Source organism: Luteimonas panaciterrae (genome assembly GCF_020511115.1).
GTDB lineage: Bacteria > Pseudomonadota > Gammaproteobacteria > Xanthomonadales > Xanthomonadaceae > Luteimonas > Luteimonas panaciterrae.
Map to the genome: position 1 here is coordinate 1 of NZ_JAJAVH010000001.1, position 21,703 is coordinate 21,703.

19 protein-coding genes are annotated in these 21,703 nt (G+C 64.5%); 8 read left to right on the top strand and 11 right to left on the bottom strand.

The window, feature by feature from the left end; all coding sequences use genetic code 11:
- Nucleotides 1–221 (bottom strand): hypothetical protein (locus LG367_RS00005; protein WP_226467166.1); only part of this gene is annotated, 221 nt, incomplete at its 3' end.
- On the opposite strand from LG367_RS00005, the gene LG367_RS00010 reads away from it, so the two are divergent.
- The 3 genes from LG367_RS00010 to LG367_RS00020 all read left to right on the top strand — a co-directional run bounded on the left by LG367_RS00010 (nucleotide 220) and on the right by LG367_RS00020 (nucleotide 5,092).
- Nucleotides 220–1,869, top strand: coding sequence for an alkaline phosphatase family protein (locus tag LG367_RS00010; RefSeq protein ID WP_226467167.1), 1,650 nt, complete (start codon nucleotides 220–222; stop codon nucleotides 1,867–1,869). The genes LG367_RS00005 and LG367_RS00010 overlap by 2 nt on opposite strands.
- A complete protein-coding gene (locus LG367_RS00015; protein WP_226467168.1) occupies nucleotides 1,866–2,552 on the top strand; it encodes a hypothetical protein in 687 nt (228 codons plus the stop codon). The genes LG367_RS00010 and LG367_RS00015 overlap by 4 nt, the downstream gene beginning before the upstream one ends.
- 239 nt (nucleotides 2,553–2,791) lie before the next feature.
- On the top strand, nucleotides 2,792–5,092 hold the full coding sequence (locus LG367_RS00020; protein ID WP_226467169.1) for a S8 family serine peptidase: 2,301 nt from the start codon (nucleotides 2,792–2,794) through the stop codon (nucleotides 5,090–5,092).
- A 109-nt stretch (nucleotides 5,093–5,201) separates the two neighbouring features.
- Here the strand turns inward: LG367_RS00020 and LG367_RS00025 are convergent, their stop codons facing one another.
- From LG367_RS00025 to LG367_RS00040, 4 genes are all read right to left on the bottom strand, one after another.
- Nucleotides 5,202–5,723, bottom strand: coding sequence for a DUF4189 domain-containing protein (locus LG367_RS00025; protein WP_226467170.1), 522 nt, complete (start codon nucleotides 5,721–5,723; stop codon nucleotides 5,202–5,204).
- Nucleotides 5,720–6,847, bottom strand: coding sequence for a TrbL/VirB6 family protein (locus tag LG367_RS00030; RefSeq protein ID WP_226467171.1), 1,128 nt, complete (start codon nucleotides 6,845–6,847; stop codon nucleotides 5,720–5,722). Before LG367_RS00030 ends, LG367_RS00025 begins: the two co-directional genes overlap by 4 nt.
- 51 nt (nucleotides 6,848–6,898) lie before the next feature.
- Nucleotides 6,899–7,648 (bottom strand): hypothetical protein, encoded by a 750-nt coding sequence (locus LG367_RS00035; RefSeq protein ID WP_226467172.1) that lies wholly within the window; start codon nucleotides 7,646–7,648, stop codon nucleotides 6,899–6,901.
- A 78-nt stretch (nucleotides 7,649–7,726) separates the two neighbouring features.
- Nucleotides 7,727–8,113 carry a hypothetical protein gene (locus LG367_RS00040; RefSeq protein WP_226467173.1) on the bottom strand — a complete coding sequence of 129 codons (387 nt, stop codon included), beginning with the start codon at nucleotides 8,111–8,113 and terminating at the stop codon, nucleotides 7,727–7,729.
- A gap of 297 nt (nucleotides 8,114–8,410) precedes the next feature.
- Between LG367_RS00040 and LG367_RS00045 the strand changes: the two genes are divergently transcribed.
- On the top strand, nucleotides 8,411–8,782 hold the full coding sequence (locus tag LG367_RS00045; protein WP_226467174.1) for a helix-turn-helix domain-containing protein: 372 nt from the start codon (nucleotides 8,411–8,413) through the stop codon (nucleotides 8,780–8,782).
- Between the two features lie 152 nt (nucleotides 8,783–8,934).
- Here the strand turns inward: LG367_RS00045 and LG367_RS00050 are convergent, their stop codons facing one another.
- Together LG367_RS00050 and acs are read right to left on the bottom strand one after the other, a co-directional pair.
- Nucleotides 8,935–9,603 (bottom strand): response regulator transcription factor, encoded by a 669-nt coding sequence (locus tag LG367_RS00050; RefSeq protein ID WP_226467175.1) that lies wholly within the window; start codon nucleotides 9,601–9,603, stop codon nucleotides 8,935–8,937.
- Nucleotides 9,604–10,063: 460 nt separating this feature from the next.
- Entirely contained in the window at nucleotides 10,064–12,022 is a 1,959-nt protein-coding gene (gene acs, locus LG367_RS00055) for an acetate--CoA ligase (RefSeq protein ID WP_226467176.1), read from the bottom strand.
- A 276-nt stretch (nucleotides 12,023–12,298) separates the two neighbouring features.
- Here acs and LG367_RS00060 point away from each other — a divergent pair, with 276 nt between their 5' ends.
- Both LG367_RS00060 and LG367_RS00065 read left to right on the top strand, forming a co-directional pair.
- Entirely contained in the window at nucleotides 12,299–13,684 is a 1,386-nt protein-coding gene (locus tag LG367_RS00060) for a DcaP family trimeric outer membrane transporter (RefSeq protein ID WP_226467177.1), read from the top strand.
- 193 nt (nucleotides 13,685–13,877) lie between these two features.
- On the top strand, nucleotides 13,878–15,536 hold the full coding sequence (locus LG367_RS00065) for an MFS transporter (RefSeq protein WP_226467178.1): 1,659 nt from the start codon (nucleotides 13,878–13,880) through the stop codon (nucleotides 15,534–15,536).
- Between the two features lie 71 nt (nucleotides 15,537–15,607).
- Here LG367_RS00065 and LG367_RS00070 read toward each other — a convergent pair whose 3' ends face one another.
- From LG367_RS00070 to LG367_RS00080, 3 genes are all read right to left on the bottom strand, one after another.
- Nucleotides 15,608–17,563: a TonB-dependent copper receptor gene (locus LG367_RS00070; protein WP_226467938.1), complete on the bottom strand. Its 1,956-nt coding sequence runs from the start codon at nucleotides 17,561–17,563 to the stop codon at nucleotides 15,608–15,610.
- A gap of 246 nt (nucleotides 17,564–17,809) precedes the next feature.
- Nucleotides 17,810–18,193, bottom strand: coding sequence for a DUF2946 family protein (locus tag LG367_RS00075; protein ID WP_226467179.1), 384 nt, complete (start codon nucleotides 18,191–18,193; stop codon nucleotides 17,810–17,812).
- Between the two features lie 116 nt (nucleotides 18,194–18,309).
- On the bottom strand, nucleotides 18,310–18,915 hold the full coding sequence (locus LG367_RS00080) for a rhodanese-like domain-containing protein (protein WP_226467180.1): 606 nt from the start codon (nucleotides 18,913–18,915) through the stop codon (nucleotides 18,310–18,312).
- On the opposite strand from LG367_RS00080, the gene LG367_RS00085 reads away from it, so the two are divergent.
- Nucleotides 18,914–19,816 (top strand): alpha/beta fold hydrolase, encoded by a 903-nt coding sequence (locus tag LG367_RS00085; protein ID WP_226467181.1) that lies wholly within the window; start codon nucleotides 18,914–18,916, stop codon nucleotides 19,814–19,816. The two genes, LG367_RS00080 and LG367_RS00085, sit on opposite strands and share 2 nt — an antisense overlap.
- An 83-nt stretch (nucleotides 19,817–19,899) precedes the next feature.
- Nucleotides 19,900–21,141, top strand: a complete 1,242-nt coding sequence (locus tag LG367_RS00090) for an MFS transporter (RefSeq protein WP_226467182.1) — start codon at nucleotides 19,900–19,902, stop codon at nucleotides 21,139–21,141.
- Nucleotides 21,142–21,224: 83 nt separating this feature from the next.
- Here LG367_RS00090 and LG367_RS00095 read toward each other — a convergent pair whose 3' ends face one another.
- The gene (locus LG367_RS00095) at nucleotides 21,225–21,626 is read right to left on the bottom strand and encodes a hypothetical protein (RefSeq protein WP_226467183.1); all 402 of its coding nucleotides are present in this window, start codon (nucleotides 21,624–21,626) and stop codon (nucleotides 21,225–21,227) included.
- Between the last annotated feature and the right edge of the window lie 77 nt (nucleotides 21,627–21,703).

Sequence of the window (21,703 nt, forward strand, 5' to 3'; positions counted from 1 at the left end):
GTTCGTTTCTTTTGACGCTTATCAAAAGAAATGAACTCGGCCGCGAAGCGGACGAAACGCCTTTGCTCTCCACAACAGCAAAAGCAGAGGCAAAAGCCAAATGGATCCCAGCCTCCGCTGGGACGACGAGCAAAAGCAACGACAAAAACCTGCCCCTCGTCATTTTCACGCAACGTACACCCCCCAAAGTACGCCCGCCGATCCCCCGGAGCCCTGTTCATGCGCCTTTTCCAGTCCCCCGCTGGCACAGCCCTGTGCTGCGCCCTCACCACCGCACTCATCGCCACACCCCTGCTGGCCGCAGGCCCGCAAAAAACCACTGTCCGCAAGGAAACCCCGCAACGCTGGTACGACGAAGGCGCGCAAGCCGCCCGCGACGGTGCCGCGCAGCGTCCTAGCCCGTTCAAGGCCAAGAACGTGATCCTGTTCGTCGGCGATGGCATGGGCTTGTCCACCATCGCCGCCGCGCGCATCCGCGAAGGCCAGCTCAAGGGCGCCAACGGTGAAGAGAACGCGTTGTCGTTCGAACGCCTGCCCTACGTCAGCCTGTCGAAGACCTATTCCGTCGACGGCCAAACGCCCGACTCCGCGCCGACCATGACCGCGATGGTCACCGGCATCAAGACCAATCAGGGCGTGCTCAGCGTCACCCAGCGCGCGCAATACAACAATTGCGCTTCGGCGCGTGGCCAGAACGTGGCGACGATGTTGGAACTGTCGGAAGCGCTCGGCCTGGCCACCGGCATCGTCAGCACGGCGCGCATCACCCACGCCACGCCGGCCGCGACTTACGCGCACACGCCCAACCGCGATTGGGAAAGCGACGCCGAACTCACCGACGAAGCCAAGACCAACGGCTGCAAGGACATCGCCCGTCAGCTGATCGAATTCCCCTACGGCGACGGCCTGGAAGTCGCCCTCGGCGGCGGCCGTAGCTACTTCCTGCCCAACACCGTCGCCGACCCGGAAGACGCCGGCAGCAAGGGCCGCCGCAAGGATGGCCGCAACCTGCCGCAGGAATGGACCGGGCGCCGCGGCGCCGCTTATGTCTGGAACAAGGCGCAGTTCGACGCGATCAATCCGCGCAGCACGCGGCATCTGCTCGGCCTGTTCGAACGCTCGCACATGGAATATGAAGCCGATCGCGCCAAGGACGCCGGCAAGGAGCCGAGCCTGGCGGAGATGACGGCCAAGGCCATCGACGTGCTGGAAGCCAACAACCACAAGGGCTACTTCCTCATGGTGGAAGGCGGCCGCATCGATCACGCCCATCACGCGGGTAACGCCAGCCGCGCGCTCACCGACACCATCGCGCTGTCCGATGCGGTGCGAACCGCGCTGCGCAAGACCGATCCGCGCGACACGCTGATCATCACCACCGCCGATCACAGCCACACCTTCACCGTCGCCGGTTATCCCGATCGCGGCAACGACATCCTCGGCAAGGTGATCACCGACGGCCAACTGGCGCTCGACAGCAATGGCAAACCCTACACCACGCTCGGCTACATCAACGGCCCCGGCTATCGCGGCCCGGTCGCGCGACCGGATCTCACCGGCGTGAACACCGCGCAGGTGGATTTCCTGCAGGAATCCGCGGTGCCGCTGGAGTCGGAAACCCATGCCGCCGAGGACGTCGGCATCTACGCGCGCGGTCCCGGCGCGCATGCGTTCCAGGGCGTGGTCGAGCAGAACACGATCTTCCACGTGATGGCACAATCGCAGAAGGACGTCAGCAGCTTCCTCTGCCAGCTGTTCGGCGGCTGCGGCCCGCGCAACAACGCGCGTGCGCCGTTGCTCGGACCGCTGCTGGAAGACGATCTGCGCGCCGGCATGGCACGCAATCGCAGCAACGCGACCAAGCAATGACCGGCAGCGGCTTGCTCCGCGGCCTTGTGTTGTCGCTCCTGGCGCTCGCCGGCCCGCTTCGGGCCGGTGACGCGTCCGTCGAGGCCAAAGCCCTCGAATCCAACCCGCCGCAAGCACTCGTGGCCGAATACACGGTACGGGACGCACGCGGCGAACGCACGCTGGTGCTGGTGCGCGATGCCGAACGTGTCGAATACCGCATCCAGGACGAGCCGATCCAGCTGTGGCGGCAAACCGCCGACGGCATCGCGCATCTGGAACTGTTCCCGCAGGAGCGACGCAGCATCGCCTATGCCCCGGGCGATCTGCGCACGCTCGACCGGGTGCCGCAGTGGACGCGGCTGACCGGCCTGATCGATCCCGCGCTGCTTATGCGCCTGCGGCGCACCGGCAGCGGGCATGCCTTCGACGAAGTCGTCGCGCACCATCGCGGCGACGATGCCAAGGGCGACAAGGTGGCGCTGGACTGGCTCGAAACCGACGCCCTGCCGGCGTACTTCCGCAGCGGCGCGGGCGACACGGCGTATGTGCTGCGCCTGCATAAACTGCAACGCATCCGCGCCGATGCGGCGTTCACGTCCACAGCCGACTATCGCGAACTGGACTACGCCGACCTCGGCGACATGGAACTCGATCCGTTCGTCGCTGGCTACCTGCGGCGGCACGGGCACGCGGAGCACTGATTCCACCGGTGTCATCCGCATCTTCGGCAAGCCGCAACCGACTGAAATCAAAAAAGATTCAGCGAAAATGTTCGTGATCAAGCCGCGCGAAACCGTTTCAGCAGGTCGGATTCAATGGGTCAGAAAATTCTGACGCGACAAAGCGGGATAGGACGATGCCGTATTTACGACCGCCCGCATCCGGCGTCTGTTAGGCTATTTCCGTCACACGTTCTTCACGCGTGTTTGGGGAGTTCATTATGGCGTCCGTCACATCCATGCCATCGCGCCGCCTGTTGTCGGCCGCGCTCATCACCTTGCTGTCCGCCAATGCGGCGATCGCCGCCGAGCCGATGATCAACACCGGCGGCCTGCACGCGAAAGGAAGCTACGACCGCTTCATCGTGAAGTACCGCGACGGCAGCACTGAACGCCGCAACCTCGCCGCCGCCCAGCGCACGCTGTCCGGCGTGTCCAAGCGCTCGGCCGCCTCGGCGAAGTCGCCCGGACTGGCCGTTTCGGTCCAGCACCAGCGCCGCCTCGCCATTGGCGCCGACGTCGTGCGCGCCTCGCGCAAGCTCAACCGCAGCGAAGCGCTGGCGCTGATGGATCAGATCGCCGCGAACCCCGACGTGGAATACGTCGAGGTCGACAGCCGCCGCCGGGCGTATTTCGTCCCCAACGACGAGTTCTACAACCTGCAGTGGCATTACTCCGAAGCCACCGGCGGCATCGGATTGCCATCGGCCTGGGACATCTCGAAGGGCGCCGGCACGGTCGTGGCCGTCGTCGATTCCGGCATCACCACGCACAGCGATCTGGGCGCGAACGTCCTCACGGGCTACGACTTCATCTCCGACCCCGAGATCTCGCGCGACGGCAACGGACGCGACAGCAACCCGAAGGACGAGGGCGACTGGACGGCGACCGCCGGTGAATGCTACGAGGGCTCCGAGGCTTCCGATTCGAGCTGGCACGGTACGCACGTCGCCGGCACCATCGCCGCGGTCACCAATAACGGCGTCGGCGTGGCCGGCGTCGCCTACCAGGCCAAGATCGTGCCGGCGCGCGTGCTCGGCAAATGCGGCGGCTACACCTCCGACATCGCCGACGCCATCGTGTGGGCATCCGGCGGCACCGTCTCCGGCGTGCCCGCCAACGCCAATCCCGCCGAAGTGATCAACGTCAGCCTCGGCGGCCTGGACGAACCTTGCAGCGCCACCGAGCAATCGGCAATCAACGGCGCCGTCTCGCGCGGCTCGATCGTGGTCGTCGCCGCCGGCAACGACGGCGTCAGCGTGCATCGCTCCGCGCCGGCCAGCTGCAACAACGTGATCGCCGTGGGCGCCAGCGGCCGCACCGGCGCGCGTTCCAGCTATTCCAACTACGGCGTGCGCGTGGACATCACCGCGCCCGGTGGCGACGGCGAAGACGGCATCGCCTCCACGCTCAACGAAGGCACCACCACGCAAGGCGCCGAAGCGTATGCCTACTACCAGGGCACCTCGATGGCGACGCCGCACGTCGCCGGCGTGATCGCGCTGGTGCAGGCCGTCGCCACGAGGCCGCTCACCAGCGCGCAGATGGAACGCCTGCTCAAGAACACCGCCCGGCCCATGCCCGTGGCCTGCGGCATCGGCTGCGGCGCGGGAATCCTCAACGCCTATCAGGCCGTCCGCGAGGCCAATACGTTCCAGACCAACGAATATTCGGTCTACGCGATCGGCAAGCAGACCGACACCGGCAGGACGCAGGTGCATGTGCTCAACGGGCATGACAGCTTCCAGACCTATCTCGCCAGCTTGAACACCGCCACCGGCAACACCGGCGTCGACAACACCTGGGAATTCAAGGTCGCCGACTTCAACCGCGACGGCACGCCGGACCTGTGGGGCATCAACAAGATGGCCGGCTCCGGCAAGACCGAAGTGCACATCCTCGACGGCGCGACGAACTACTCCACCTACCTGCTGCACAAGGCAACGCCGCTCGGCAGGACCGGCAGCAACAGCGCCTGGGTGTTCCTGGTCGGCGACTACAACCGCGACGGCAGGAACGACCTGTACGCCATCGCCAAGACGCCCAGTTCCGGCAAGACCGAAGTGCATATCCTCAACGGCGCCGACAACTTCTCGACGTTCCTGCTGCACAAGGCAACGCCGCTGGGCGTCACCGGCAACCACGACGGCTGGGTGTTCGGTCTTGGCGACTACAACGCCGATGGCATCGCCGACCTGTACGGCATCTACAAGACGGCCAGCAGCGGCCGCACCGAAGCGCACATCCTCAATGGCGCGAACGCGTTCTCCACCTTCCTGGTTCACGTGGCGACCGCGCAGGGCGTGACCGGAATCGACAACGCCTGGGTGTTCCAGATCGCCGACTACAACGGCGACGGTCGCGCCGACATCTACGGATTCAAGAAGAATGCGTCGGGCGCAACCGAAGTGCACATCCTGAATGCCAAGAGCAACTTCCAGGATTACCTGCTGCACAAGCGGATGAATCTCGCCGCGCTCGGCACCAATCTGTCGTGGAATCTGGGGCTCAGCGTGTTCTGAGTGTCGTGCCGCGAGCCGATCATCGTCATCGGCTCACGGCGAGCTTGCCCATTGCGGTACTCGCCGGCATCCGCATGAGTGCGCCGACGCGCTCATGCCATTGCGGCCGCTATCGAATCAGTTCCGGCAAACTGCACGCAGCGTAATAGACACGACAGTCGTCATCCACTTCGCGACATCGCCGCAAGCCGATGTCGGTGGCTTCCTCGACCGTGGCCGCGCCTTGCGACAGATGCGTCTTCCCTCCGACCACGGTGACGGCGCACTGGTTCGAATACGTCAAGTCGACCTTGCAGCTTTGACCACCGGTTTGCTTGCATGAAGCAAACGCGGCCTTTTTCGCCTTTCGCTTACTACTCATGCCTTCGGCGGCGCCGAATGCGCCAGCCGGCCCATCGGTCGCGATCGCGCCCCATCGTGTGGCCCAATAGGGTTGCACTGGCTCCGGCGCCTGTTCTCGTATTGGGCCACACACGGCAACACCAGAACCATCGTTATCGCTGCCCGTACGATAAGGCTTCATTCCTCGGGGACAGTTCGTCTGAGCCTGCGATACAAGCGGCATCGCCAACAATCCCGCCAACAGAAAGATGGTGGCGACCAGCGGCGCTTTTCCAAGCCTCAGTATCATCTCCTCGCCCTTTTGATCGTGTCGGATTGGCGCGCCGACGATGCAGCCGCAAGTCCACTCCCCAGAACGCTCGCTTCGACTGGAGCCTGAGGCTGATTCGTGTGGACAGGGATAGCGGGCAGACGCTGAGGTTCCGCCATCGTGCCGGGCGTGCCTGGCATCGAGCCACCACCAAACGCGGAGTCGTACAAGATGCCTCCCATCGTGCCTTGGAAGAACATCGCTGCCATCGGTGGAGTCGTGAGAATCAGCATCGTTAGAATCAGCCCGATGCCACCCTGCTGCATCGCCTGCGCCGACAGCCCCTCCACGTCATTGCCCAGAATGCCGTTCACCGCCTTCGTGACCCACAACGCGATGGCGACCTTCGCCTCGAACTTCATCGCCATTGCCGTGACGACGCTGAGCATCGCCATCGAGAACAGCGTGCCGATGCCGTAGAGCAGCCACTTCCGGAACAATTCCTTCGTCTGTTCGAAGATCAGGCACAGGATGAACAACGGGCCGAGGCCAATGAACATCGCCAGCGTGAACTGATACAGCAGCAACATCGTGCCCGCCGTCATCGGCGGACTCGCGGTGCCGAACCCGGCCAGCAACAACGCCCGCGCCTTGCGCTCGCGTGCCTCATCGTCGCCCTCCACCACCTGCACCGCGTCGATGGCGCCGAGTGCCAGCTGCATGTAGGCGAGGTTCTCGTCGATGCTGTCCGCGGCCGTCCGGTTCTCGTGGCCCGTGAACAGTGCATGGATTTCCTTGCCGAGATCCCGCGTCAGGAATGTGTGCAGATCGCTGCCCAGGAACGACATCGTCGTGGCCAGCCCCACGATCAAGGCGATGCGCGCGCCATGCTCGACCGTCGCCGTCATCGACTCGCGCATCCGTCCGGTCACCATGCGATAACCGACCACGAGCACCCAGAGCGTGACCATCGCCAGGGCGATGCCGGTCGCCCAGGCCATCATGCGTTCCATCAGGGCAAGTGCGAATTCGTCGATCTCGCGTGAGAAATAATCGTAGATCAGCCGGAAGAAGACGAAATCGCCGATGCCCGTCGCGCCACGCGGGCCAATCCCATCACCTAGCGCCTGCAGCACGCCCTCCACCCCCGTCATTGCCTTCATGTCGTTCCTTGTCGACAGCGGGGCGGTACACCCCGCGCTTCCTATGTGCCGTCAGCGCGACAACGCCGTCTTCAGCGCCGCCGCCTGTACCAGCTGCCCCACGATCGGATTGGCCGTGTCGCGGTTTCCGCCCAATGCGCGCCGGGACAGCCGCGCACGATCCTTTTCGAGCGAGGCGATATAGGCCTCGTAGGCCTGCATGCGCGTCCGCCAGTAGTCGATCTCCATGTCGGTGCGCGCGGCGAAACGCTCGACCTCGTTGTCGTTGGCCGCCAGCGCGCCCTGACTCGATCCGACCGCGGCGCGCTGCGCTTCGACGCCGGCCAGGAAATCCTGCTGATGCCGGATCATCCGCTTCAACATGCGCACGGTTTCGTTGTAGCGATGGTTTTCCGCGGCGACGATCCGCTGGCACAGCTTGCGCTGCTCGTCGATGACGTTGCCCGACATCGCCGGCGGCGTCTGCCCGAACGCTTCGCCGATCTCCGACAGCACGCCGCCACGTCCGGGGCAGGAATCCTCCATGCCGTAGGTCACCGCGCGCTCGGGGAAGCTGTCGACGAATGACGTGTTGGGGAACTGCAGGCGCTGCAACGGAATCCGCTCCTGCAGATAGTGCTCCCACTGCGCTTTCCAGCGCTTCGCGGTTTCGGTGTACTCGTGCGCCATCGTCATGATGGCGGCCGGATCCTTGACGATCCATTGCGCCGACGCATCGCCGGCCAGCAAGCTGCTTGCAAGCAAAAGCCCCAGGGCGATACCACGCCCACGCGTGAGAGAAGAACAAAAACGTCGAAACATGACCGGCCCCTGTTGAACGATCGACTGACTGCTTGCACTTTTCGACACGGCGGAACGGTCACCCGTCCGCCATACCGGTTACGAAAGCACCGTGTATTCCTTACCGCGGCGAAGCCTGTCCTCGCGCTCCCGCGAGCCGTCGCCCTGCGTCGACTCCAGCAACAGCGCGTTGATGCAGGCCAGGTGATCGCTGGCCACCTCGCGGCACAGCCGCGCCCAGGCACGCTGTCGCGACGAGGGCTGCCGCATGCCGGCCAGATCGGCGGCGTGTGCCTCGATCTCATCGGCGAGCAGCAACAGGGCGTGGCCGTTCTGGTCCTCGCGCGCGGCCAGACGCATGCGGATGCGCGCCTGCAGCGCGCGGCGCACGCGCGCGACCACGAACAGTGTCGACAAGGCCGACAGGCATCCGATGGCCAGCGCGATCACCGGGGCGAGTCCTTCCGTGGCGTAGACGGTGTTCATCCCGGCCACCCTCGGCGCAAAGAACCCCGACCCGCCCGGCCCAAGGGGAAGTCGGCGGGCACGGACGGGCGGGGAGTGGAGGCGATACGACATGGAATCCTTTTCACATGGCTTCTCCGTGATCATGCGAATCGCAAATTGCCATCACAAATTGGCATTGTCAACAACTTGAAGTTGCATTTACCGGTTAGGGCTTACGCAACAATGGGTTGCGTTTGCAACGCGGTCGTTTTCCGCAGTGTTTTCAGCGGCGGAATTTCGCGGCGCAGCGCATTCATCCAGAACCGCCCCGACCCGATGCCGCAACCGCCCCACGCCGAATTCGCCCGCCGGCTGCACCGCGCCCTGGATGCCAGCGGCTTCGCGGCCGGCCGCCGGCGCACGGGCGCGTTGTCCGAGTACTACGGCGTGAGCCGCGAGACCGCGCGCAAATGGCTCGGCGGCCTGGCCTTGCCCGAATTGGACCGGATGATCGAGATCGCCATCCACCACCACGTCAGCTTCGAATGGCTCGCGACCGGACGCGGCGTGCTCAAGGACAGCAAACTGGCCGTGCGCGACACGCCCGGCAAATACGGCGACCCGGTGGAAGCACGCCTGCTCGGCGTGCTGCGCAAGCTCTCGCGCAAACAGCAGCGTGCGTTGATCGATTTGCTCGATACGCCCTGACAACCGGCTTTCTGACCGGAAATTCTCGACACTGGCTCGTCATTCCCGCGAAGGCGGGAATCCATGGACTTTCGTCAAAACCAAGATGATCGGGCCGAACGTCCTTGGATTCCCGCCTTCGCGGGAATGACGAGCAGAAGCGATCAGGCGCGCTACTCGGCCTCTTCCGGCGGCAGCGCCACCGAACTCGGATCGAGCGCCAGCCGCCCCGCGATGAGCACCGCCTGCGTGCGATTGCTAGCACCGAGCTTGCGCAGGATCGCCGTCATGTGCGCCTTCACCGTCGCCTCGGATACCCCGAGTTCGTAACCGATCTGCTTGTTGAGCAGCCCGGCGCTGAGCATCTGCAGCACCCGGAACTGCTGCGGCGTGAGATCGCGCAACCGCTGCGCCGCATCGTGCTCTTCCGATCCCGCCGCTGGCGCGGCCTGCGCACTGGCCGGCGCCCAGCGATCACCGTCGAGCACGCGGGTGATCGCCTCCCCGAGCGTGGCCGCATCGGCGGACTTTGGGATGAACCCCATCGCGCCATGATCGAGCGCACGCCGCATCACCGCAGGCTCCTCGCGCGCGGAAACCATCACGATGGGAAGTTGGGGATAGAGCGCGCGCAGATGCACGAGGGCGCTAAAGCCCTGTGCGCCCGGCATGTTGAGATCGAGCAACAACAAATCCGCATCGGGCTCGGCCTCGACCATCGCATAAAGCGACTCGGCATCATCGGCTTCGCGCAAGAGCGCCTGCGGCAACACGCGTTGCACCGCGCCACGCAGTGCTTCGCGAAACAGCGGATGATCGTCGGCGATGAGAAGAGTAGGCATGCTTGGTTTTTCTTTTCGCTTCTAAAAATCTCGACGTAACACAATCAACAGGAGACCCGGAGGTGTCGAGGACCATTGGTCTGAGGGCACAGGGATGTGCGCCGTTTTTCGACCGAGCCAGGAGGGCGAGTCGAAAAATCCCGATAGCAACGGAACACTGGGGCTGCTTCGTCGGGAAAAGCGTTTTTCTTCGGTTCGTTTCTTTGATTCGCGCCATCCATGGCGCTCACCCCTTCGGGGCCGGCTTCGCCGTTCGCACGCGCTCCTGCGCGTGCAGTGACGCTTATCAAAAGAAATGAACTCGGCCGCGTAGCGGACGAAACGCCTTTGATTTTGCTCTCGCAAGCAAGGTCAAAATGGATCCCCACTTCCATTGGGATGGCGAGCAGAGGCAACGTCCATGGATTCCCGCCTACGCGGGAATGACGACATAAGGAATTTAGCGTCTCAACCAGCACAATCATTCGTTCGGCACACGCCGATTCTTGACCAGCGCATCCACAACCGCAGGATCCGCCAACGTCGTGGTATCACCAAGCTGATCCGGCGCATTCTCCGCAATCTTCCGCAAGATCCGCCGCATGATCTTCCCCGACCGCGTCTTCGGGAGCCCCGGCGCCCACTGCAGATGATCGGGCGAGGCAATCGGCCCGATCTCCTTGCGCACATGCGCGATCAATTCCTTCACCAGCGCATCGCCGCCTTCCTCGCCCGCCACCAGCGTGACGTAGGCATAGATGCCCTGACCCTTGATGTCGTGCGGGAAACCGACCACGGCCGCCTCGGCCACTTTCGGATGCGAGACCAGCGCGCTTTCCACTTCCGCGGTGCCGATGCGATGGCCGCTGACGTTGATCACGTCATCCACGCGCCCGGTGATCCAGTAATAGCCATCGGCATCGCGCCGGCAGCCGTCACCGGTGAAGTAGGTGCCGGGATAGGTCTTGAAATAAGTGTCGATGAAACGCTGATGATCGCCGTAGACGGTGCGCATCTGCCCCGGCCACGAATCCAGCAGCACCAGATTGCCCTCGGCCTCGCCTTCCAGCTGCTTGCCGTTGGCATCGACGATGGCCGGGCGGATGCCAAAGAACGGCTTGGTCGCCGAACCCGGCTTGGCGTCGATCGCGCCCGCCAGCGGCGTGATCAGGATCCCGCCGGTCTCGGTCTGCCACCAGGTGTCGACGATCGGGCAGCGGCCGTCGCCGACCACGTCGTAATACCAGCGCCAGGCTTCGGGATTGATCGGCTCGCCCACCGTGCCGAGCAGGCGCAGCGATTTGCGCGAGGTCTTCTTCACCGGCGCTTCGCCCTCGCGCATCAGCGCGCGGATCGCGGTCGGCGCGGTGTAGAACAAGGTGACCTGGTGCTTGTCGATCACCTGCCAGAAGCGCGAGGCATCCGGATAGTTCGGCACGCCCTCGAACATCAGCGCGGTGGCGCCGTTGGCGAGCGGGCCGTAGACGATGTAGCTGTGGCCGGTGACCCAGCCGACGTCGGCCGTGCACCAGTAGATGTCGTCTTCCTTCAGATCGAACACGCTGGCATGCGTGTAGCTGGCGTAGACGAGATAGCCGCCGCTGGTGTGCAGCACGCCCTTCGGCTTGCCGGTGCTGCCGGAGGTGTAGAGGATGAAGAGCGGGTCCTCGGCGTTCATGCGCTCGGGCGGGCATTCGGCCGGCTGCGGATCGACCACGGCATCGAACCAGCGGTCGCGCGGCATCTGCATGTCGACGGCGCCACCGGTGTGGCGCACGACCAGCACGGTTTCGACGGAGTTGGTGCCGGGCAGCTTGAGCGCGGCGTCGACGTTGGCCTTCAGCGGAATCTTCTTGCCGCCGCGCACGCCTTCGTCGGCGGTGATGATCAGCTTGGACTGGCAGTCGGCGACGCGATCGGCGATGGAATTCGGCGAGAACCCGCCGAACACGACCGAGTGGACGGCGCCGATGCGCGCGCAGGCCAGCATGGCGACCGCGGCGTCGACGATCATCGGCAGATAGATGGTGATGCGATCACCTTTCTGGACGCCGAGATTGCGCAGCGCGTTGCCGAGCCGACACACGCGCGCATGCAGTTCGCGGTAGGTAATGTGCTGCGAGGGCGCGTTGGGATCGTCCGACTCCCACAGCAGCGCGGTCTTGTCGCCACGCTGGTCGAGATGGCGGTCGAGGCAGTTGACGCTGACGTTGAGCTCGCCGTCGGCGTACCAGCGGATGTGGAAGTCGGCCAGGTCGTAGCTGACGTCGCGGATCTGCGTGGGCTTGCGTTCCCACTGCAGGCGTTCGGCGATCTTGCCCCAGAACGCGTTGGGATCCTTGACGGATTCGGCGTAGTCGCGCTCGTAGTCGGCGCGCTTGATGCCGGCCTGGGCGGCGAAGTCATCGGGAACAGGGTAGACGGCGGGGATGTCGGTCATCGGTGGCGGCGGGTGAGGACGGTGCTGGCGTCAGTGTGCCGCAAGCTTGGGTAGGAAGGGTTAGACCTTCGTCTAGTGCTCCGCTTTTTGGGCGGCCACGATTCGACCAATGGCGAATCGACGCCATCTTCACACGCGCGCAACCTTCGGTACGACGGGCCCGACGCGAGGCCCACCGGAGGGAATTCCATGACGATGCCGACTGCTGTTGGCAGGCGCCTGCCTGTCGTCGTACCGACTCGCCGCGTCCCCGCGGCATCTGTGCTCGCCCTATCCATGTCGATCGCATTGCTGGCGCCGGGGATGGCGCTGGCGCAAACCGCCAAGGAGCGCGAACTCGAAGCACGCGTAGCGCAGCTGGAAAAGATGGTGCAGCAATTGATGTCACAACAGCAGCAGACACAAGCCACCGTGGCCGACACGCAGACGCAGCTGACCGAGGTGAAAACCGCGCAAGCGCAGGCACCCGCGGCCGCACCCGCGACACCGGCCGGCAAGCAGCCGATCCAGGGCGAGCCTATTCAAAGCCGCACGATCATGGCCAGCGCCAATCCGGGCACCACCTTCAGCTACGGCGGCTTCATCAAGCTCGACGCGTCGGTGACCAGTACCAACGACGGCGACATCGCCGACGGCACCGTCGGCCGCCTGTTCTACGTGCCCAAGGCAATTCCGGTCGGCGGCGGACACACCAAGGAAGGCGGCGCCGACACCGACATGGGCGCCTACTTCTCGCGCTTCTGGTTCGGTGCCGATACCCAGCTCGACAGCGGCGACAAGCTGAAGGCCTATCTCGAATTCGATCTGTTCGGCGGCGGCACCACCAGCTTCACCGGCAACGAAGTCGCCACCAACACCTACGCGCTCACGCTGCGCCACGCCTACGTGACCTGGAACAAGTGGCTGGCCGGTCAAACCTGGTCCAACTTCCAGGACACCAACGCACTGCCCGACACCGTCGACTTCCTCGGCCCGACGGAAGGCACGGTGTTCGTGCGCCAGGCACAGCTGCGCTACACCAGCGGGCCGTGGTCGTTCTCGATCGAGAATCCCGAAACCGTGTACACGCCCTATCAGGGCAACATGGCGCAGATCCAGGGCGACGACGGCGCGATGCCCGACGTGACCGCGCGTTACACGATGAAGGGCGACTGGGGACATTTCAGCGTCGGCGCGTTGGCGCGACAGCTGAAATATCAGACACCCGGTGTCCCGGGCGCACATGACAGCACCACCGGTTATGGCCTGAGCCTGTCGGGCAAGTGGAACGTCGGCGCCAGCGACGACATCCGCTACATGATCACCGGCGGCACCGGCATCGGCCGCTACATCGGCCTGGCGTTGAACAACGATGCCGTGCTCGATGCCGACGGCGATCTGGAGAACATCGACGTCATCGCCGGCTTCGTCGGCTGGCGCCACGTCTTCAGTCCGAAGCTGCGCGGCAACATCTTCTATTCGCGCGCCGAGTACGACAACGAAACCTCGCTCACCGGTGTCGGCATCACCAAGGCGGCGCAATCGGCGCACATCAACCTGATCTACACGCCACTGCCGAAGCTCGATGTCGGCGCCGAGCTGATCTGGGGCCAGCGCGAAATCGAAAGCGGCGACCGCGGCGATCTGAATCGCCTGCAGACGCACGTCAAATACAACTTCTAAGGGTGAGGGAACGCGCTTAGCGGACGCCATCAAGGCGTCTGCTGCGTTCCCGAACGCCCGGCCAAGGATGGCCGGGCCGGCGCTTTCGAAAGCCGATCCCCTTGCGCCATGGATGGCAAACGATACCCATCCCAGTGGGTGGCCCAAGCGATATCACCAAAGATTCAAGCTCTTCACTCATGGAGCCTCATCTATGTCCACCATCACCGCAAACGCACCGGGCACGCCGCTGACCAAGGGCCACAAGAAGGTCATCTTCGCCTCCAGCCTCGGCACCGTGTTCGAGTGGTACGACTTCTATCTGTATGGATCGCTGGCCGCGATCATCGGCAAGCAGTTCTTCGGCGGCCTCAACGAGACCAGTCAGTTCATCTTCGCCCTGCTCGCCTTCGCTGTCGGCTTCGCAGTGCGGCCGTTCGGCGCGCTGGTGTTCGGGCGCCTGGGCGATCTGGTCGGGCGCAAGTACACCTTCCTCGTCACCATCGTGATCATGGGCCTGTCGACCTTCCTCGTCGGCATCCTGCCCAGCTACGCCACGCTCGGCTTCGCCGCGCCCGTCATCCTGATCTTGCTGCGTCTGCTGCAGGGTCTCGCACTCGGCGGCGAATACGGCGGCGCGGCTACCTACGTCGCCGAGCATGCGCCCCACGGCAAGCGCGGCTTCTACACCAGTTTCATCCAGACCACGGCCACGCTCGGCCTGTTCCTGTCGCTGCTGGTGATCTGGGCCTGCCGCAACTACTTCGGCAAGGAAACCTTCGAGGCGTGGGCGTGGCGGCTTCCGTTCATCGTCTCCGTGGTCCTGCTCGGCATCTCGGTGTGGATCCGTCTGCAGCTGTCCGAATCGCCGCTGTTCCAGCAGATGAAGGCCGAGGGCAAGGGCTCGAAGGCGCCGATCACCGAAAGCTTCTTCAGCAGCAACGGCAAGCTGGTGCTGCTGGCCCTGCTCGGCGCCACCGCGGGCCAGGGCGTGGTCTGGTACGGCGGACAGTTCTATTCGCTGTTCTTCCTCACCAAGACGCTGGGCGTGGAGGCCAACACCGCCGACATCCTGATCGCCATCGCGCTGGCGATCGCCACCGGCGGCTTCATCTTCTTCGGCTGGCTGTCGGACAAGATCGGCCGCAAGAAGATCATCATGGCCGGCTGCCTGCTGGCGGCGATCACTTACATCCCGACGTTCAAGGCGCTCACGCACAGCGTCAACCCGGCGCTGGAAGCGGCGGTGGCGGCCTCGCCGGTGGCGGTGAATGCCGATCCCGAACGCTGCGCGTTCCAGTTCGATCCGGTCGGCAAGAAGACCTTCAAGCAGTCCTGCGACATCATCAAGGCGGCACTGGCGAAGAAGGGCATTCCCTACACCAACACCGCCGCGCCGGCCGGCAGCCTCGCCACCGTCTCCATCGGCGGCACCACGCTGACGAGCTTCGAGGGCGAAACGCTCGACAGCGCCGCGTTCAAGACGCAGTCCGAGGCCTTCGGCAAGCAGCTCGGCGACGCGCTGAAGGCCGCCGGCTATCCGGAGAAGGCCGATCCGGCGCAGATCAACAAGCCGGTGGTGGTCGCGCTGCTGACCTATCTCGTGCTGCTGGTGACGATGGTGTACGGCCCGATCGCGGCCTGGCTGGTGGAGCTGTTCCCCACCCGCATCCGCTACACCTCGATGAGCCTGCCCTATCACATCGGCAACGGCTGGTTCGGCGGCTTCCTGCCCGTCACCGCGTTCGCGATCGTGGCGGCCACCGGCAACATCTACTCCGGTCTGTGGTATCCGATCGTGTTCGCGCTGATGACCTTCGTGATCGGCTCGCTGTTCCTGCGCGAGACGAAGGACGTCGACATCACCAAGTAATCCCGTTTTTCAGACGCAGCCTCTCCCACGGCCCCCTCTCCCGCAAACGGGAGAGGGGGCTTTTTTTGGGCTCAGTACGAGTAGGTCAGCTTCAGCCAGCCGGTGCGTCCCGGCTCATGGATGCGCACCGGGTCGGCCGGATAGCCGAAATCGGCGCTGCCGGAAAGATTCAGATGCTCGCTGTAATCGCGGTCGAACAGGTTGTCGATGCCGGCGGTCAGCAGCAGGCGTTCGTCGAAGCGATAACCGCCGTTGATCGCCATCGTGACGAAACCCGCGCTCTTGCCGAGATCACGGCCGACCACGTTGCCTTGGCCGATCGAAACCCGATCCTGTTCGGTGACGCCGCGCAGCAAGGCGCCGAACGACCAGGTGCGGGTGTCGTAGGCCACCGACAGGCGCGCGTCCAATGGCGGCATTTGCGGTAGCGGCGTATCCGCATCCCGGTTTTCACCCCAGGCGTAGGCGAGCGTGCCTTCGAGTTTCCAGTTCGCCGCCGGCCTGAATTCAATGCCGGCCTCACCGCCGCGAATGGCCGCATCGACGTTGGCGACACTGCTCATTGCCCCCATCATGCCGCCTTCGTGATAGGTGAACAGGATGTAGTCGCGAATGCGGCCGGCATAGGCCGAGACCCACGCCGACACGCGCGTGCCGCGATACTGCAGACCGAGATCGAGCTGCGTGGTTTTTTCCGGCGCGACGCCGGCGAACGCGTTGACCGCATCGGCCGGCCCCATGTTGGGCGAGAACAGTTCCCAGTAATCCGGCATGCGTTCGGCATGACCGATACCGGCGTACCAGGTCAGCGACGGATCGGAGAGCGTCTGTTCGAAACGCAGGAACCCGCTGTGCAATGTGTCGCGCCGCGTTTCGCCCGTGGTCGGATTCGGCATTCCCATCATCCCGACGCTCTCACGCTCGTCGCGCACGCGCGCACGGTCCACGCGCGCGCCCGCGACCAGACGCTGCTGCGAGGTGATGCGCCAGGTCGCCTCCGAGAACATACCGAAGTTGGAGAAATTGGCATCCGTCTGCCACGGTAGCTTGCGCACGCTGTCGCGGCCCATTGCATTGCGTTCGCGATGGCGGCTGCGCTGCGTGTCCAGGCCGGTCACGATGTCCCATTGCCCCAGCTTCCACGTGGCGGCCGCGCGGCCACCTGTGGTGTGGCGATCGACGTTGGAGGCCATCGCCATCGGCATCGGTCCCATCGGGTTGGGATCGCGCAGGGTGTAGTTGTCCATCACGTGATCGGCGTTGTTGGAATACGCATTGGCCTCGATCGCATCGAGCACGCCGCCGAGGTTCTTCTTCTCGAACCGCAACGCGTAGCTGCTGCGCCGGAACTGCACGCCGTCCATGCCGCGACCGGCATAACGCGCTTCGCCGTCGCCCGCGCCGACGCTGGCTTCCAGTAGCGTGTCGCGATCCGGCGTCCAGCCGAAGCTCGCGTCCGCGCTCCATTTCTTCCAAAGAGACGGGACGATGTCACCATTGCCGTCGCGGTAGTCGTCGGCCTGCGAACGGTTGGCGCCGATCCGCGCATAGACAGTGGGTGTGCCGGCGGTGGCGTCGAGAGTCTGATCGTTGCGCCCGTTCGCGCCCGCGAGCAGGCTGCCGCGTAGGCGCATGCCCGGCGCGTCGAACACCTCGGGTTCACGCGTGAAGCGCACCGTGCCCGCGGAAGCGCCCGGGCCCCACTGCACCGTCTGCGGCCCCTTGATCACGATCAGACGATCGTAGGTTTCCGGCGCCACGTAGGACATCGGATTGTCCATGCGCGCCGGACACGCGCCGGGCATCGCGCCGTCGTTGCTGAGCAGGTTCAAGCGCGAACCGAACATGCCGCGCAGCACCGGATCGCCGTTGCTGCCGCCGTTGCGGATCGCGGTGAAGCCGGGAATGGTTTTCAGATAATCGGCACCGTCGCTGGCCGGAACGGGCTGTCGCGGCAGGCGTGGATCGGTTTCGAATACCAGCGGCGCCGTTGGCGCGGCGGCCGTCACCACGACGGCATCGAGCATGCGCGGATCGCGGGTATTCGAGTTGGACGTGTTTGAGTCTGGCGTATTTGAATCGGACAAGGTCTCTTGCGCCAGCACCGGCATCGAAAGCATGCAGGCGATCGCACCGGCAAGCGCAAGACGACCGGCGATATGCGCCGGCAGCGGCGAACGCGTCGCCGCATCGAAGGAAGTCGACATGGAATCTCCAAAATCACAAGACGCACGGCATGCGATGCCGCGCGGAGTCAGAAACGGGCTTGTGTTTCAGAGAACGAGCGGCGGGCCTCGTGAACCGAGGCCGTAAGGCAGAAACCATTGCGGCACGCATGCGCGCCACTGCGACGGCAACGCTCGCGTGGCCGCGAGCAATCCCACCAGCGCCAACCACAGCACCGCCACGACCAGCGAGGCCAGCAGCGGGCAGTAGTCGCAGTCGAAGCCGTCGTGCCCATGCGCCGACCGGTCGTGCGCATCACCATGCTGCGGGTTTGTCGCGCCAAACAGCGCCAGATCGACGTACTTCAATCCCGCCGTTGTGCAGATCGCGCCCAAGCCGCTTGGCATGTCTTGCGCCACCGGCTGCAACAACCGGCCCGCCGTCGGCAACAATGCCAACAGCAGCATGGCCAACAAGGCCAGGCGTTGCATGGGGGCGTGGAGGGCGCGGGATCGAAGCACCCGCGCATTCTAGAGGGGAATGCGACGTCATGCGCTGGAGGCGCATGAGATATTTCGTCATGTCGTCTTGATGGGGCCGCGAGGATTTATCGAACTTCGTAACCCGCGTTCTTCCAACTTTTGAAACCACCTTCCAGATTGACCGCCTGCGGATAGCCGGCCTTGTTCAAAAGATCCGTGCCTTTGGGACCGATGGTGACGCCGTCTCCGCAATACACGACCACGGCCTTGGTCTTGGCATCCGCCAGCGATCGCGGAATCGCGGTTTCCAATGCGGAAAGCGGAACGGAAATCGCACCCGGGATGTGGCTTTCGCCATAGGTCTTTGGACCACGCACGTCCACGACCACGGCGCCCTGGTCGATCAGCTGTTTCGCGCGCGCCGCCGGAATCGATGTGACGTCGAAGGTTTCCGAAACACCCGCGCGCAACACGAAGAAGGCGATGATCAGAAGCGCAACCAGAGTCATCCAGAGCTGATGGTCTTTGCGTACTGCCACAGGTCTGTTCATGCCGCCTCCTGGCGTGAGACCCATCCCCTGATACAGCCCGTGAGACAAGGCCGCTGTCGATTCGATGATCCGCTCGATTCCCCGCACTGAAATAGTAGACGATCCCCGCGCACCCGCAAAGACTGCCGCGAATGCCCGAAATTCGCTAAAAACACCAGCCATTCTCGAGGTGATGACCATGCGTCCAGCCGAAGCGCTTCCCGTGTTCAAGAGCGATGAGACCCGGCAGCGGTACTTGGCGGCCTACGATGCGGTGCTCCAGGATTGGCCGGTTCCCTACGAGGAATTCGATGTTCCGACACGATGGGGATCCACACACGTCATCGTCAGCGGTTCGCCAGGTGCGCCGCCGCTTGTGCTGCTGCCGAGTTTCGCCGCCACGGCGACTGTGTGGCGTCTGAATATCGAGGAGCTGAGCCGTCGCTATCGCACGTATGCGGTCGATGTGATCGGTCAACCCGGCAAAGGATGGGCCAATCGCCGCCTGCGCAATCGACATGAATACGCGCAATGGCTCAACGAATTGTTTGACGGCCTCGACATCCGGCGCGCGTCGATCGTGGGTTGTTCCTTCGGCGGCTTCCTGGCATTGAATCAGGCCTCGCTGACGCCGGAGCGCATCGATCGCGTGGTGCTCATCAGTCCGGTCGGCACGTTCGCCTCGCAGTTCTGGAAGCTGATCTATTCGGCGCGGATCAAGCGTCCGCTCGTGAATCTGCTGCGTCGCCTGACGCGCAGCAAGAAGACGGCGAGCATGGCGGACCTAGGCATCCGGCCGCGCGACATGAAGTGGGCCGCCTTGATGGGCGTGACGATGTCCGGCGCGTTCTCACAGGTGAGTGTCATCAAGCCGGCGGTGCTCGGTCGCGGCGAACTGCGTGCGATCCGCGCACCCACGTTGCTGCTGATCGGCGATGCGGAGCGGCTGTACGTGCCTCAAGAGATGCTGGAGCGGGCACGCAAGCGGATGCCGGGCCTGGAAGGCGCGGTGGTGCCGGGCGCCGACCACATCGCGGCGATGGCGCAGCCGGAGGACATCAATGGCTGGATCCTGCGGTTCTTGCAGAAGGGCGGCGGCTAGGCCATCGATAAGCCGCTCAAAAAGATGTCGATTTCCGGCACGTTGCTTCGTCGTGGAAGAAGCCCACCAGGAAATCCTCATTCATGAATACGCCAACGGCCGGTTCTGCCCCCTCCCTGGATCGCAATTGGGCCCTGGTCGCGGCCGGCGCGCTGATCGGATGCGTGTTCGTCGGGGTGGTGTTCTCGCTGGCGGTGCTGCTGCAACCGATGAGCACCGCCACCGGCTGGTCGCGCGCCGGCCTGTCCAGCGCGATGACCTTGGCCTTCCTCAGCATGGGTTTCGCCGGCCCCGGCTGGGGCGCGCTGAGCGATCGCTTCGGGCCGAGAGTGGTCGTGCTGGCTGGTTCGCTGCTGCTGGGGCTGGCCTGCATGCTGGCGAGCCACGCGGGCAGCCTGTTGCAGTTCCAATTGACCTACGGCGTGCTGCTGGGCGTGGCCGCGGCCAGTTTCTTCGCGCCCGTGATCGCCGCCACCGCGGCGTCCTTCGAGCGACGCCGCAATCTGGCCATCTCGCTGGTGTCGGCCGGTGTGGGCATGGCACCGATGACGCTCTCGCCGCTGGTGGCCTGGCTGGTCAGCCACTACGACTGGCGCGTGACCTTGCAGATCGTCGGCGGGTTGGCCTGGGCGCTGACCTTGCCGGTGATCTGGTTCCTGCGCACCGTGCCCGCACACGCGATCGACGCCACGAACGGAGGCGCCGCGCCGGCGATGACCGTCGGTCAGGCGCTGCGCTCCAAGGCCTTCATCGTCTTGGGTGCGGCTTTCTTCGCCTGCTGCGCCGCGCACTCAGGACCGATCTTCCACACCGTGAGTTACGCGGTTGGTTGCGGCCTGTCCGTGACCGCGGCCGTCACCATCTACAGCATGGAAGGCGCGGCGGGACTCGGCGGACGCTTGCTGTTCGGCGTGCTCGCCGACCGGCTCGGCGCGAAACCGGTGCTGGTCGCCGGATTGCTGATCCAGGCCTTCGCGGCGGCGACCTATCTGAGCGTGAACCAGCTCGACGGTTTCTACGCGGTGGCGATCGTCTTCGGCATGGCCTATGGCGGCACCATGCCGCTGTACGCCTCGCTGGCGCGCGATGCGTTCAACCCTCTCATCCTCGGAACCGTGCTGGGCGCGGCCACGCTGCTCTCCAGCCTCGGCATGGCATTCGGACCGCTGATCGGCGGCTGGCTGTACGACCGCTACGGAAGCTACACGTGGCTGTACATCGGCTCGATGGCGGTGGGTCTCGCGGCGGCGGCGATCGCGTTGTTCTTTCCGTCGACACCACGCGCGAAGGGTGGCGGCGAACTCAGGCCTGCTTTGCAGGAGTGAGCGCCGTTCGCGCCGCCGGAGGAGATTCAGGACTCCTGGCCTGAATCTCCCGACGAAAACCGCCGGTATGCGCGAGTCTTCGGTTATGGCAACTGAGCGGACGAATTTCCCACGCTCAGGCTCGTGCAGGTATCCACCTTCTCGCCCATCGTCACGGTGATGAAAGAGGCGGGCGTGATCGAACGGACCGTCGCGATGATGTCCGGGTCCGTGGACGAACAATACATTCCGTAGAACTCGCTTTCCTGCGCGTGGCAATAGGCCGTCACCGTCTTGGTGGGAACCGTTTTGACGCTGATCCAGCAGCCGATGTACTGATGCGTACCGGGCGCATTGCGCGCACCGGTCAGCGTGCCCGTCGCGGTATAGGAATTAAATTGATAGGTGATGGACACGGGCCACGGATTCGTATTGCCCGCATGCGCGGCCGTGCTTAGAAACATGAGTCCACTCAGGACCAATGCGGGGATCTTGAAGCCATTCATTGTTGTCTCCCTGGGTTGTGTTGAACACGCAAGGACGTGACCTGCCGGTCACTTCCGAGCCGAGGCGATCAAGCACT

Coding starts and splice junctions, on each gene's coding strand:
- LG367_RS00010 (WP_226467167.1), top strand. CDS start 220: ATGCGCCTTTTCCAGTCCCCCGCTGGCACAGCCCTGTGCTGCGCCCTC.
- LG367_RS00015 (WP_226467168.1), top strand. CDS start 1,866: ATGACCGGCAGCGGCTTGCTCCGCGGCCTTGTGTTGTCGCTCCTGGCG.
- LG367_RS00020 (WP_226467169.1), top strand. CDS start 2,792: ATGGCGTCCGTCACATCCATGCCATCGCGCCGCCTGTTGTCGGCCGCG.
- LG367_RS00025 (WP_226467170.1), bottom strand. CDS start 5,723: ATGATACTGAGGCTTGGAAAAGCGCCGCTGGTCGCCACCATCTTTCTG.
- LG367_RS00030 (WP_226467171.1), bottom strand. CDS start 6,847: ATGAAGGCAATGACGGGGGTGGAGGGCGTGCTGCAGGCGCTAGGTGAT.
- LG367_RS00035 (WP_226467172.1), bottom strand. CDS start 7,648: ATGTTTCGACGTTTTTGTTCTTCTCTCACGCGTGGGCGTGGTATCGCC.
- LG367_RS00040 (WP_226467173.1), bottom strand. CDS start 8,113: ATGAACACCGTCTACGCCACGGAAGGACTCGCCCCGGTGATCGCGCTG.
- LG367_RS00045 (WP_226467174.1), top strand. CDS start 8,411: ATGCCGCAACCGCCCCACGCCGAATTCGCCCGCCGGCTGCACCGCGCC.
- LG367_RS00050 (WP_226467175.1), bottom strand. CDS start 9,603: ATGCCTACTCTTCTCATCGCCGACGATCATCCGCTGTTTCGCGAAGCA.
- acs (WP_226467176.1), bottom strand. CDS start 12,022: ATGACCGACATCCCCGCCGTCTACCCTGTTCCCGATGACTTCGCCGCC.
- LG367_RS00060 (WP_226467177.1), top strand. CDS start 12,299: ATGTCGATCGCATTGCTGGCGCCGGGGATGGCGCTGGCGCAAACCGCC.
- LG367_RS00065 (WP_226467178.1), top strand. CDS start 13,878: ATGTCCACCATCACCGCAAACGCACCGGGCACGCCGCTGACCAAGGGC.
- LG367_RS00070 (WP_226467938.1), bottom strand. CDS start 17,563: ATGCTCGATGCCGTCGTGGTGACGGCCGCCGCGCCAACGGCGCCGCTG.
- LG367_RS00075 (WP_226467179.1), bottom strand. CDS start 18,193: ATGCAACGCCTGGCCTTGTTGGCCATGCTGCTGTTGGCATTGTTGCCG.
- LG367_RS00085 (WP_226467181.1), top strand. CDS start 18,914: ATGCGTCCAGCCGAAGCGCTTCCCGTGTTCAAGAGCGATGAGACCCGG.
- LG367_RS00080 (WP_226467180.1), bottom strand. CDS start 18,915: ATGGTCATCACCTCGAGAATGGCTGGTGTTTTTAGCGAATTTCGGGCA.
- LG367_RS00090 (WP_226467182.1), top strand. CDS start 19,900: ATGAATACGCCAACGGCCGGTTCTGCCCCCTCCCTGGATCGCAATTGG.
- LG367_RS00095 (WP_226467183.1), bottom strand. CDS start 21,626: ATGAATGGCTTCAAGATCCCCGCATTGGTCCTGAGTGGACTCATGTTT.